General features: G+C 40.2%; 12 protein-coding genes. 6 read left to right on the top strand and 6 right to left on the bottom strand.

What is annotated here, in order from left to right; genetic code table 11:
- The first annotated feature begins 65 nt into the window (after positions 1–65).
- From ACFFGV_RS13800 to dhaM, 5 genes are all read left to right on the top strand, one after another.
- Positions 66–263, top strand: coding sequence for a hypothetical protein (locus ACFFGV_RS13800; RefSeq protein ID WP_377348850.1), 198 nt, complete (start codon positions 66–68; stop codon positions 261–263).
- A 99-nt stretch (positions 264–362) separates the two neighbouring features.
- Positions 363–827, top strand: coding sequence for a GNAT family N-acetyltransferase (locus ACFFGV_RS13795; RefSeq protein WP_377349311.1), 465 nt, complete (start codon positions 363–365; stop codon positions 825–827).
- 182 nt (positions 828–1009) lie between these two features.
- Positions 1010–2005 (top strand): dihydroxyacetone kinase subunit DhaK, encoded by a 996-nt coding sequence (gene dhaK, locus ACFFGV_RS13790; protein WP_377348848.1) that lies wholly within the window; start codon positions 1010–1012, stop codon positions 2003–2005.
- A gap of 15 nt (positions 2006–2020) precedes the next feature.
- Positions 2021–2641, top strand: coding sequence for a dihydroxyacetone kinase subunit DhaL (dhaL, locus tag ACFFGV_RS13785; RefSeq protein ID WP_377348845.1), 621 nt, complete (start codon positions 2021–2023; stop codon positions 2639–2641).
- Between the two features lie 6 nt (positions 2642–2647).
- Positions 2648–3025, top strand: coding sequence for a dihydroxyacetone kinase phosphoryl donor subunit DhaM (dhaM, locus tag ACFFGV_RS13780; protein WP_377348842.1), 378 nt, complete (start codon positions 2648–2650; stop codon positions 3023–3025).
- Between the two features lie 202 nt (positions 3026–3227).
- Here the strand turns inward: dhaM and ACFFGV_RS13775 are convergent, their stop codons facing one another.
- The gene (locus tag ACFFGV_RS13775) at positions 3228–3986 is read right to left on the bottom strand and encodes a TrmB family transcriptional regulator (RefSeq protein WP_377348840.1); all 759 of its coding nucleotides are present in this window, start codon (positions 3984–3986) and stop codon (positions 3228–3230) included.
- Between the two features lie 140 nt (positions 3987–4126).
- Between ACFFGV_RS13775 and ACFFGV_RS13770 the strand changes: the two genes are divergently transcribed.
- A complete protein-coding gene (locus ACFFGV_RS13770) occupies positions 4127–5296 on the top strand; it encodes an MFS transporter (protein WP_377348838.1) in 1170 nt (389 codons plus the stop codon).
- 52 nt (positions 5297–5348) lie between these two features.
- Here ACFFGV_RS13770 and pelG read toward each other — a convergent pair whose 3' ends face one another.
- The 5 genes from pelG to ACFFGV_RS13745 are packed head-to-tail and all read right to left on the bottom strand — an operon-like array spanning position 5349 to position 12203.
- On the bottom strand, positions 5349–6821 hold the full coding sequence (pelG, locus tag ACFFGV_RS13765; RefSeq protein ID WP_377348836.1) for an exopolysaccharide Pel transporter PelG: 1473 nt from the start codon (positions 6819–6821) through the stop codon (positions 5349–5351).
- Complete coding sequence (pelF, locus tag ACFFGV_RS13760) at positions 6802–8220, bottom strand: GT4 family glycosyltransferase PelF (RefSeq protein ID WP_377348834.1); 1419 nt, start codon at positions 8218–8220, stop codon at positions 6802–6804. Before pelF ends, pelG begins: the two co-directional genes overlap by 20 nt.
- Positions 8217–10058: a DUF2194 domain-containing protein gene (locus ACFFGV_RS13755; protein ID WP_377348831.1), complete on the bottom strand. Its 1842-nt coding sequence runs from the start codon at positions 10056–10058 to the stop codon at positions 8217–8219. Before ACFFGV_RS13755 ends, pelF begins: the two co-directional genes overlap by 4 nt.
- Entirely contained in the window at positions 10058–10978 is a 921-nt protein-coding gene (locus ACFFGV_RS13750) for a hypothetical protein (protein ID WP_377348829.1), read from the bottom strand. The genes ACFFGV_RS13755 and ACFFGV_RS13750 overlap by 1 nt, the downstream gene beginning before the upstream one ends.
- A complete protein-coding gene (locus ACFFGV_RS13745; protein WP_377348827.1) occupies positions 10968–12203 on the bottom strand; it encodes a GAF domain-containing protein in 1236 nt (411 codons plus the stop codon). The genes ACFFGV_RS13750 and ACFFGV_RS13745 overlap by 11 nt, the downstream gene beginning before the upstream one ends.
- Between the last annotated feature and the right edge of the window lie 23 nt (positions 12204–12226).

Genomic DNA, 12226 nt, shown 5'->3' with positions numbered 1-12226 from the left:
GGAAGGGAATTGCTCGATATTATAGAAGTGGTACTATAATCAATTTAATAAGGGTGGAATACAGTATGCTGGAAACGAATTGTACTTTCTGTAAGAAGGAATTTACCATCGGTCCATCTGATTCACAGTACTATAGGATTAGAAGAAAGCCAGACAGCCGATATGTATGTAAGAAATGTAATCAGTCTATGCAGCAAGAAGCTCAGAATAGTACAGGCTTGAAGCCAGAGGATATAGATAAATATGATGCGTTTTTTCGGTGAGGAGAGAATCAGATGCAGAGAACAGCCTTTGGAACCTATGTATCTAAGCACGGGGAAGAGGTAATTGTAAGGGAACCGGTGGAGAATGATGCAGAGGGAATGATGAAAGCATCTATTAGAGTATTAGAGGATGCCCCTTATATGTTAAGTACAGTCGAAGATGCAGAGAAGGTAGAGGTAGAGGAGATGTGTAAGGTCATTCAAACCTTTCGAGAAAACCCACATTACCTTCAAGTAATTGCTGAAATCGGTGGCTATTTAGTAGGGGCTATTGAATTTCGTAACGGAGAAAAACAAAAAATAAGTCATCAGGGATCATTTGGAATGACTGTGATGCCAGAGTATCGTAATAGTGGAATAGGTCGAATCTTACTAGACGCCTTAATTCAATGGGCACAAGAAAATCCATATATAGAAAAAGTATGCTTGGAAGTTATGGAAGATAATCATGGGGCAATCCATTTATATGAAAGCTTTGGATTCGAGGAAGAGGGGAGAAAGCGAAAAGCGGTTAAATTGAATCGAGGATATCAGGATTTAATTCTAATGGCATTGTTTGTATAAGGTTGGAGTCGGAAACATCACAAGAAATCATGGTATTATTCTTGTGATGTTTTTTCTAATATTTGTAATAAAATATTTAGTAGTCTTATTCCATCAGATGGAAAATAGATAGAGTTTAGCGCTGTCAGTTCAGTGGAAAATACCAAATGTAATACATTATTAAAACGTTTAGGAGGAGTACAGTGAAAAAAGTAATCAATAAAACCAATGACGTTGTAACGGAAATGGTCGATGGTGTCGTAGCGGCGTATCCTCATGTAATCCGTCGACTACCTAATACTTCAGCAGTCGTTCGTACAGAAGCTCCTATCGCTAACAAAGTGGGCATTGTTAGTGGGGGAGGCAGTGGACACGAGCCTGCCCATGCGGGGTATGTAGGCAAAGGGATGTTGGATGCAGCTGTAGCTGGCGAGGTTTTCACTGCTCCTACTCCTGATCAAATATTAGAAGCTATGAAAGCGGTTGATTCTGGGTCTGGTGTTTTTCTTATTATTAAAAACTACACGGGAGACATTATGAACTTTGAAATGGCTGCAGAGCTGGCAGAGGCAGAAGGAATAAAAGCAGATTACATTGTCGTTAACGATGATGTTGCGGTAGAAGATAGTTCCTTTACTACTGGTAGAAGAGGCATTGCCGGGACCGTATTGGTGCATAAAATTATTGGTGCTCTTGCAGAAAATGGTGCAGCATTGGAAGAAATTAAGCGTGTGGCAGAAAAGACAGTAGCCAATGTGCGTTCAATGGGAGTAGCGTTATCTCCTAGCATTATGCCAGGTTCTGGTAAGGCGAGCTTCGAATTGGATGAGAACGAAATGGAAATTGGAATCGGCATACATGGAGAGCCTGGTATCGAAAGAAAGCAATTAGCCACTGCTGACGAACTTGCAGAAGAATTAACGCAGCATGTTTTGGGAGATCTGTCGCTGCAAGAAGGAGACAACATTGCTGTAATGGTTAATGGCCTTGGGGCAACTCCAGAGATGGAACTATATATTGTGAATAGAAAAGTACAGGATATTCTGCAGAAGCAAGGTATGGAAGTTGTTAGAACATTTGTAGGTGATTTCATGACCTCTCTCGAGATGGCAGGCTGCTCTGTCACAATATTAAAATTAGATGATGAATTAACGGAATTATTGCAATCCGAAGCTTCAACACCTGGATTTCATGTATAGAGGAGGAAGCAACATATGGTATTACACGTAGAACAAGTAACAGCATGGATGTATCAAACGAACGATAAAATTCAATCTAATAAAGACTACCTTTCCTCATTGGATCAAGCCATAGGAGATGGCGACCATGGAATTAATATGGCTAGGGGATTTGAGGCAGTGGTAAGTACTATCGCAGATACTTCCTATTCAACGGTATCTGAAGTATTGCAGGATGTAGCTAAAACGTTAATGTCTAATGTGGGAGGTGCCTCTGGTCCGTTATTTGGTACTGCTTTCTTAAAGCTTTCTATGGGAACAAAGGGTACGGAAGAGGTTGATTATTCCACATTTGTAGAGTCAATGGACCAAGCTGTTGCTGGCTTACAGCAAAGGGGGAAGGCGGAGCAAGGAGAAAAAACAATGGTGGATGTATGGTCATCTGTAGCCGCATATCTTCATCAACAGGACGACTTTCATCCAAAGACGCTGCGAAAGATTGCTTCTTCCTCTATGGAAGAGACTAAAGGTATGATTGCCACGAAAGGCCGAGCTTCCTATTTAAAAGAGCGCTCCAAAGGGCATTTGGATCCTGGCTCTGTTTCGTCCTATTATATATTCACCTCCCTAGCAGACAGTCTAGAAGGAAAGGAGTAGAGCCAAATGGAATTAGTTGGTATCGTGCTTGTCTCTCATAGTGAAAAAGTGGTAGAGGGGACAAAGGACATTCTGAAGCAAGTGGTTGGTGATGTTCCGATTGCAATAGCTGGTGGTACTGACGATGGTAGTATTGGCACGAGTATAGATAAGATTCAAGCTGCGATAGAAGGCATTCATTCCGAGAAAGGAACCCTCCTATTTTACGACATCGGCAGTGCAAGGATGAATGCAGAAATGGCATTGGAAATGATGGATTTACAGTCTATTGACATAGCTGAGGCACCACTTGTAGAAGGAGCCTATTTAGCAGCAGTCGAATCGAGCATGGATAAACCGTTGGAAGCCATCCAAGAATCATTGTATAAAGAATATAGCTCCTAAAAAAGTATCAGCATGTAATGGGGTACGAACAGTTTTAAGCTCCCCTTCCGATTGAGGATGGGGAGCTTTTTTATGAAAGGGTGCGCTTATAAAATTAGGAATTCGCTTATATTTTTCGATATTCGCTCATAAATTTATAAATTCGCTTATATTTTCAAAAATGCGCTCATAAATCAGAAAATCCGCCCATAAATCAGATAGATTAGTATCGTAGCTTCATTAGCACCTCGCGAATCGTATCATCTTCCAAAATAGTGCTACTATAGCGCTTCGTAATTTCAGTAAGGGCGACATCATGATAGAAGAACTCTGTAAAAAATTTAACTAGAGGCTTCGACCGCGTTTGAATTGCCTGCCAATCGTGCTGTTCCATGCCGGCAAAAAGTAATCTCTTATGATCAATAATGACAATTCTGCTTCGCTCCAAGGTTTCGTGCATCGAGTTTGGGACAAGCGTGGATACGTTTGATAGGTTCGTGTCCACTTTACCAATGGAGTGTACCTCAACTTCCACCCCCTCAGCTTCTTTATCCTCTAATAGTGCTAGGTGACTTGATAAATCGTCCGCCCAGCCAGAAATAACTATGGTCTGTTCAGCCTCCTGTATCATTTCCTGCTGCATAGATTGAATGGAATGATCCTCTTTTAATGTCCAAACGCGATCATCGCTTGGCGCTTCGATCTTTGGTATATGTTTTAATTCTTCCACATTTGCTTCGAAGTCAGCTTTTAGCTTATTAATGGTAGAGTCTATAGGCAGGGCTTTGTACACACGCTTTTTGTCTACCGTGGATTCGAGTACCAAACCTTTGTTGCTCATGCGCTGCAACACTTCATATACTTTCGCTCGTGGTACACCGGAGCGTTTCACAATCGCTGTTGCATCGAGGGCCTCTTCTATCGTAATGAGTGCTTCATATACTTTGCTTTCATATTGAGTAAACCCGAATGGTTGAAGCATAAATAATGGCTCCTTATATATTATTTTTCTCTATAGTAGCACACTTGATAGATTTTGTAGGATATAAAAAAGAAGACTTGTGCTTTCCTGTCATTAAAGTTACCATTATAGTGGTAACTTAAATAGAGAGGACGAACGGGATGGACAAGCGAATATATTTATTGACGATTGTAGCCTTTATTGTTGGTATGGTAGAGCTTATTATAGGAGGTATTTTAGATCTTGTTGCCATTGACCTTGACGTCACGGTAGGTCAAGCTGGTTTATTAATTTCTATCTTTTCGGTTGTCTTTGCTATAGCAGGACCTTTATTACTAGCAGCAACTTCAAATGTAGAAAGAAAAAAGCTGACGCAATGGTCACTAGTTGTTTTTTTTATTGGTAATGTAATTGCCATCATTGCGCCATCCTATAGTGTACTAATGGCAGCGCGTGTTATTGCAGCAGCAAGCGGAGCGTTACTCGTAGTACTGTGTGTAACCCTTGCTTCCAATATTGCCTCAGAAGCGTATCGAGGAAGAGCGATTGGACTAGTATTTATGGGAATAAGTGGATCGCTCGTGCTTGGAGTACCGTTTGGGTTAATGCTTGGCAATGCCTTTGGGTGGCGTGCACCCTTTATATTAATAGCTTTCCTTACGATCATTTGTATAGCTGGGGTGTACTTCTTTATGGAGGAATTTGCACCAAGACCTTCTATTCCGATTAGGGAGCAACTAAAAACATTAAAGCAATCTAAGCTGTTTTTCGCACAGCTTACGTCTTTACTATTTTTAGCTGGACACCTGACGTTATACGGTTATTTAACACCATTTTTAAAAACTACGCTTGGTTTAAATGGAACTTGGGTTAGTATTGTGTATTTAATATTTGGAGTGGCCGCCGTAATGGGAGGGGGCATAGGTGGAATGTTAGCAGACCGGTTTGGTACGAAGATAAGTATCATCGGTATCATTTCGGTCTTTGCACTAACTATGTTTGTCATCCCTTATACTACTTTTTCCTTGCCGGTGTTTTTAGTAGTAATGGTGATCTGGAGTATGTTGAGCTGGGCTGTTACTCCTGCTCAACAAAGCTATCTCATTGAATCAGCGCCCCATTCGTCAGACATTCAACAAAGCCTTAATAATTCTGCTCTTCATTTTGGAATTGCAATAGGTTCCTTCATTGGCAGTGTCGTTATTGAGCAATCAGCAGTGGAATATAATGCTACAATAGGAGCTATGTTTATTGTCCTAGCCCTTGGAGCAGCTGTGTTCTCCATGACAAGAGGAGAAACAGAAACCGTTGCAAAAGAGCATATTTCTTAAAAAGAAGAACGCCATAGCATTTGCTATAGCGTTCTTTTTTTTTCCTAAAGTATCATAATATCTTTTTCTTATCGAGCAAAGCTGCCAGCCTTGTAAAGGAGCGATTCGGAAGTTTCAAAGAAAGGTCATGAGGGCGGCAGAATGCATGGTAATCGACGTCTTGTAAAAATACTATAAGTCGAATGATAGAATACAGGAAAGCGATCGTAGAACCAATCGAGAAGCTTAACCCATACCCTTGAACTCCCATAGGAAGGAATAGAACAGAGAGAAATAGGTTACAGCAGAAAAATAGAATAGATGTGTACATAGCTCCTCTTCTATCCTCAAAGTAGAGAAGGAGAAGGGTAATGACTAATACCATTCCATTGGAAAATGCTCCAATCGTAGTAAGGCGAAAAATATTTAAGATAAGAGGCTCTAAAGATAAAGCAGTAAACAAATAGCCCGCGGTTAGGATGAGGAGAAGCGTTACAATGCCTTGGCTTCTTATTAAGCGTTCCATTTCCTGACGAAGTACTATACGCATACTTGATTTAGCTCGCTTAATCTGTTGTAGTGTTCCACCTTCGTTGATATATCCATAAAAAACTCGATACCGTTCATAAAATCTAGTTTCTACGGATACAACGAAGATAATCAACGTAGGAATGATGGTTAAATAGGACCAAAAAATAGCCGTGTCATACACTCTGTTGTATATAAACGTGTCGACGAGCGTAGCATTTCCTTCTCCAAACCATATAACCCAGTTGCAAACCCAGATTCCCATATTATATAAGAATCCTGTCCAAAAGAGGGAAGGATATTTGTCATAATAGGATAAAAATTGATATTGATTCTTGGTCTCTCGTATCGGGAATGTTACGAGCATAGCCATAAAGAGACCAAATAATGTAATCAGCATTCCCATTGTAAATCCTACTATAAGAAGAAAACTTGTGGAGTGGTCCATCCAGGCACCGCTCCAAGTGTTTTGCCCAAGGGTATAAACGAGTGCAATAGCTGTAATTCCTCCAGCAGCAAAGCTGTATGCGACAGCCTGATAGTTTTTGGCGGCACTGAGAAATAGAAATAAAACCCATATCAGATTAATCGTTATGAATAAGGTTAATAAGGCTAACTTGTAGAGAAAAGGGAGGGGGGAAAACCATGCAAATAAACCCCATGCCATTATAGCTATTGCTAGTGTTATTTTACTCATTCCAATACATGTAGAAAAAGCATAACTAAATTGTTTTTCGTAAAATAGGTCCGCTACATATCTAGTGACAATTAACTGCTGTAATCCAAGTAATACCTGGGAAAAAATAAAGCAGTAGGATACCGCAATATTAAATAATTCTCTTTCTTCTAAGCTGACTTGTGTTAAAGAGGAGGTCAGCCATTGGATACATGCGATGCTTGTAATTATAATAAGCCAGGGGCCGGATGTTACTAGTCCGGCAAATGCAAATGCTTTTAATCGTGAAGAGAAGTAATCCTCTTGAAAAAGCTTTTGCAGTCTAAATCCTATGCCCGCCATATTGCATTTCCCTCCTTTCATACAAGTTTCTATATTGGCTAATGAATTGCTGAACCTGATAATACGTTTGTACGCGTTTTTGTCCATTTTCCCCAAATTTAATCATTTCGTTTGGGTGATCGAAAAACCATTGGCATGCTTCTGCTATTTTTGATGGGTGAACAGGTGGAACAACAAAACCAGCAGGACCATACCTATCGTCACTAGCTCCATTTAATAATTCATGGCAAGACCCTACATCTGTCGTCACCCATGGGATTCCAGCAGCCATTCCTTCCAATACCGCAAGAGGCTGCCCTTCTGAAATACTAGTTAATAGACATAGGTCAAAGCGGGGCAGATACTCCATGATGTTCACTTTGCCTACGAAGAACACATATTCCTCTAAACGATATTGCTTTACTAACTGTTGACACTCATCAGCATATTCTTTTTCTTCATCTAAAGGCCCCATGATAATCATTTCAAAGGGTAGATGAGCTTCTGCCATAATTTTAGCTGCATTAATCATGGTTTTAATGTCTTTTATAGGAACAACTCGGACGATTGCACCTATCCTTAATAAAGGAGAGACTTCTTCTTTTTCAAGCTGAGAAAGTCTATCGTAATGAATACCGTTTGGAATTATGGACAGTTTCTCACTAGGTGCGCCTAATTCGTGTTGAAGGTGGCTATTTCGTTCAAACAAGGTAATAACGTCATCCGCCTGTTGATAAGCTTGCCTGGATAAATGGTGGTAGAATTGCACCCATCTATGTTTATAGTAATCTGGAATCCATTTTGCTTGTAATATTTCTTCTTCTCGCTCTCTGGAATAAATACCGTGCTCCGTTACAATATATGGAATATGCTGCTGATCTTTCATGGCAGCCCCGACTAGTCCAGCATATCCGGTTGATGCAGTATGGACTATATCCACCTTGGGAAATGGGTATTGGAGAAGCTCCATTACAGGTGCATACATCCCTCTCCACATCCAGAAATAATTAATGAAAGAGCCAGTTTGTTCTTCTTCCTCGTAGCTGCGTTGGACTATGTTCCAGAATAGCTTACTAGAGAAAAAACAATCAGAACTCCCGGATTTGTTGGCAAACAAATGGAGTGCGCGGGAGTCAGTAGTTCGAAACAGAAGCCAGTCAAGCAATACTTGTTCCTCTTCCTTGGTAAGAGAGGGCTTCTTTTTGGTCACATCCCTATGCATATTAAGAGGGAGGTTGGTGATTCCTGTTACATTATCAGGTACATCATACCGATATGCTTCAGCACCTAGCTGCCTAGGTGTAATCGCTATAATTTCAAATTCGTGCTCTGGCATTTGATTAATGATAGTATGGGTCCAGCTTGCAACGCCGCCACTTACATACGGGTAGCTGCCTTCCACAATGATGCCTATTTTCATGACGATCCATCCTTTATTGGTAATGCTGCGTTTCCTGACGTTAATGTAACGCGATAAAGCGATGCTCCCTTACCATATTGACTGACTTCTCCAAAAGAGAAAGTCCCTGTTTCCAATGCGCTATCCTCATTGACCCGAACAAACAGCGTAGAGGGCTGCAACAATTCCTCTCCAGAAATATGGAGGGTATTATCGTCTCTCGTTACTGTTATCTTCGATTTTTGATAGGCATCCATCTTTTGATATGCGTGATATTGAGTCAATCCTTCTAAGTGAGGGTAATGGGATGCTATATGTTGAAGCATATCTTCATAGCCATCTCTCATGCTTTCCCAGTCTTCTCCTTTGGAACGATAAGGGTCTAGTACATCATCTGGGTGAATGAAGTGAGAAACGACTCCAAAGTTTGCTGCTGCATCCGAGATGACAAATTGTTCTTCTGTTGTTAGGTCATATCCACTTGAGATGCGAGGAAAATGATAGATATGCTCAAATGTCTCATCGTAAGTAAATTCCTGGATAAAGCTCCCATTCTCTTTTGAACCACTGTAAAGAGCAGCCACAACTTGTAGGTGTGGAAGTGTGTCCGATAGTGCCTCTACGCCTGTGCGATTTAAAACATTGGAAGGGGGAACGTAGCTTTCCATTTCCCTGTTTGGAAAATAATAGGCAAAGGTATCCTTTACTACGTTTATACTGTCGACCATTTCGCTTTTACTTTGCCAGGGACGGTATCCAAAGGACGGGTCAATTGTCTCCTCAGCAGTAACTAATGATTGGTGATTGTAACCGTGTAAGCCTATCTCCCCGTTTTCTTTTACAAGCTCTCTTCCAAAATAAAGCATTGGATATCGTATTCTATCCTTTAAAGCTTCACTATCTAGCACTGTATCCTTTCTATAAGTTCCAATCATAAAGCCGGTATAGTTTACGTCATATTCACGTCCTAAATGCTTCATATCCTCCCACCATATATCGGTATAGAACTGTTTGACGGAAGTATTGTACTGCTCCTCAATAATGCTATTTGTCTCACTTGGTACCGGAGCAGGGAAATCATCAATATGCATGGCTTTAATTCCAGCCTGCCCACTTACAAATGTAGGTGGCAGTAACCCTAAAGAATGAAGCAATAGGCCTCTAGAGCTTTTTTCCGTAAGTGAGGTGGTGTTCCAATACACGACTTTTCCCTTACCCGGTTGATTTGTCCACATGATTGGTTTATTCATTGTAGAAATATAAAGATTCGCTTCTTCATTTAACGTCACATCAGCGATGCTATGAGTAAATAACGTAGAATTTGATTCAAGGTTTACATAGCCAGGAAAGAGTTCTTTTTCAAATGTAAGACCTTGAATACGGTCCTTATAGTCCCCTACCTGTTTAATCCCAAGAAGATCATTCCATCTTTCATCGATAAAACGCGCTCCTATAAATAGTCTTCCTCCATTGTTTACAAAGGATTGGATGTCTTCAAACGGCCAATTGTCTGTATGTTCTCCAGCTAATACAAGCACATGATATGGAGAGGGGTTAATGGATGAAATCTCTTGCTTATTAATAATAGAATAGTCTACTTTTCCATATTGTAAGGCGTGCTCTAAATTGCTGAGCGTATTCTGTGACAAATCACTTTCATTTTTATGTATAAACACTTGTACCTTTTTACCAGGTGTTTTTTCCTTGGATGATTGGGAAGTTGGAAATGCTTTCTCTTTCTCTTGAATAGGGGTGAAAACCTGTTGAAAATAGTCCATTCTCCATAGCTGGAGCAGGACTATTATGCTTAAAAGCACTAGAAATAACCCACTGATTCGAAGGAGGATTGGTTTGTTCATTAAATATCACCTCCAAGGTGCTGGATTAGGAAGCGTTGCTCTGACGGGATTTTATCCTGATGTACGTTTTGCTTTAAAAGCTGTAGTATTTCCTTTAATGTCATCCAATCTCTTTCATTGTAGTGCAGGTGAATTAATTTGATATATCCTTCTGAATCAGTTGGAAACATGCTGATGAGTTGATAGTAGGTTCCCATTGCTTGCTCATCTAATTGAAGTAACTCATACAAGCTTCCTAGATACAGAAATAGCCATTTCTCTGATGATAGAAATTGTACTTCTGTTTCCAATACGTGAAGGTATTCGCCCCCTAAGGATTGTATAGAACCTTGCTCGAGTACACCACTTCGAAGGTATTGTTCATATGCATCTGCCAAGGATTTAAGGCTGATGGGATCATTTGGTATATAATGCTCCTTGGCAATGTGAAGCTCTTTCTCATAACGATCCAATATTATATTCATGGTTGCTGCTGCATAGTGGACCGTCTCTGTATCGTCATGATTAAGCCCCATCTGTAAATACTTGCCCTGATTCGGGATAACGGTACGTAATAAGCTTGCAAATAACTCGCTGCGTCTTTGCTGCTCTGTTGCTGTTATTGCTTCCGTTAGGGGAAGTAAGTCCTTTGTTTTATGAGCTTCATAACGAAGAGATTCTAAATTCAATACCGAAAAAGAGACGTAGTCTTCGTAGTCCTCTAACCAGTTTTCAGAGCTGAATCGTTTGGCAAGCAGCCATGCCATACCTCCCAATATTTCTCCTATTATTGGGAGGAAACAGCTAACGACAGCTATCCAAATAATGGATCCCTGCTGATGCTTCTGCTTGGTCCACCAATAAGCTGCTATTAAGATAAGACATGAATGAAGAAGATAAATAGATAGTAGAAACGGAGGTGACAGTAAGTTAGCTAACATACATCCCATCCTTTTCTTGCAAGAGAGCCTTAATTCGTTCTCGCACAATTACAGCATTCTCTTGATTGGTACCTGGAAGTAAAAAGTAAAAGGTACTTGTCGAGTGGTTGTAGGCTATTATATCTAATTCTCTTAAACGGGTACGAAGAATTATTTCCGTTTCTACTAGTGATACATCTACAGAGGTATAAAAGGGTATTTCTAATATACTATATGGTATATCAAATTCTTCCTTACGCTTTTCCTGCTGTGTTACAAGGGATGAAAAGGCCTCGTGTTTATACATTCTAGTACCAGGGTACATGGAGTTTCTTTCTTGCTGCTGCATTTGGCTATTGGCTCTATTAATTCGTGTCGCTGTCCATTCAAGGATAAGAGACATAATTTGAAGCTCATGGCTTGTTAATTTAGCAAAGTCAATCTGATGAATGACGATTGCCTCTGTCACTTCATCTTGAGAGACAATTGGTCCTACTAATACAGGAGCCTCTGCTTCATCCTCTACAGTTCGGAGAATAATCGTTTTTTGAGTAAGCATTCTCTGGTAAATATGCGAATCTCCCTCTGTAAAAATGGTCTGTGGCAAATGCTCTGCTTCGCCTTTCCTTAATCTTAAGCGTAATGATTTTTTAGAGGAGTCTACATGATACAGCCCGAGCGTTTCTGCACGAAATAATTCGGATAGTACGTTAATCGCCTCATTTCTTACTAGCTCTGGAGATGGCTGGTCCAGACGAAGGCCTATTTGGAATATGCGATTTAGGGAATGCTCAGAATCTAGTACCTTCTCTTGCATTCTTTTATGAGAGTGTTCGAGCATGGTAATAGTTTCTGTGAGCTCTTGGTTTTCATCGTCTGTTTCTTGGAATCGATAGTGTAAGCTTTCATACCTTTCTCGAAAGGAAGTACTATAAAGACCGCATACAATAGCTGTAAGCAAATGGATAAAGAACCAGGCTTGCTCCGATGTATTGTAAAATAACAGCAGTACATCATCACCAGCAATGTACAGCGAACCTATTCGATATAAACTTACTAGAAGAAAGCTTAGCACACCTATGTACAATCCATATCTTAGTGAGAATAACAAAATAAAAAAGAAAAAGGGACGGATATCCCATTCTGACAATTTAATATTAAGTAATGGATCGATGGCAGCCATGACGATGATTAAGAGAAATAATTCTACTATTTTTCGCATAGTACTGCTTTGGGTATAAAACATGAAAGCACCTACTTATAAGGGAT

The organism is Pontibacillus salicampi (assembly GCF_042434395.1).
Taxonomy (GTDB): domain Bacteria; phylum Bacillota; class Bacilli; order Bacillales; family BH030062; genus Pontibacillus; species Pontibacillus salicampi.
This window is presented reverse-complemented; position numbering and strand designations above follow the sequence as displayed.

Excerpts from the sequence above, each read along its gene's own strand:
- dhaL (WP_377348845.1), top strand. The coding sequence starts at position 2,021 with ATGGTATTACACGTAGAACAAGTAACAGCATGGATGTATCAAACGAAC.
- pelF (WP_377348834.1), bottom strand. The coding sequence starts at position 8,220 with ATGAAAATAGGCATCATTGTGGAAGGCAGCTACCCGTATGTAAGTGGC.
- dhaM (WP_377348842.1), top strand. The coding sequence starts at position 2,648 with ATGGAATTAGTTGGTATCGTGCTTGTCTCTCATAGTGAAAAAGTGGTA.
- pelG (WP_377348836.1), bottom strand. The coding sequence starts at position 6,821 with ATGGCGGGCATAGGATTTAGACTGCAAAAGCTTTTTCAAGAGGATTAC.
- ACFFGV_RS13800 (WP_377348850.1), top strand. The coding sequence starts at position 66 with ATGCTGGAAACGAATTGTACTTTCTGTAAGAAGGAATTTACCATCGGT.
- ACFFGV_RS13745 (WP_377348827.1), bottom strand. The coding sequence starts at position 12,203 with ATGTTTTATACCCAAAGCAGTACTATGCGAAAAATAGTAGAATTATTT.
- ACFFGV_RS13795 (WP_377349311.1), top strand. The coding sequence starts at position 363 with ATGATGAAAGCATCTATTAGAGTATTAGAGGATGCCCCTTATATGTTA.
- ACFFGV_RS13750 (WP_377348829.1), bottom strand. The coding sequence starts at position 10,978 with ATGTTAGCTAACTTACTGTCACCTCCGTTTCTACTATCTATTTATCTT.
- ACFFGV_RS13775 (WP_377348840.1), bottom strand. The coding sequence starts at position 3,986 with ATGCTTCAACCATTCGGGTTTACTCAATATGAAAGCAAAGTATATGAA.
- ACFFGV_RS13770 (WP_377348838.1), top strand. The coding sequence starts at position 4,127 with ATGGACAAGCGAATATATTTATTGACGATTGTAGCCTTTATTGTTGGT.
- ACFFGV_RS13755 (WP_377348831.1), bottom strand. The coding sequence starts at position 10,058 with ATGAACAAACCAATCCTCCTTCGAATCAGTGGGTTATTTCTAGTGCTT.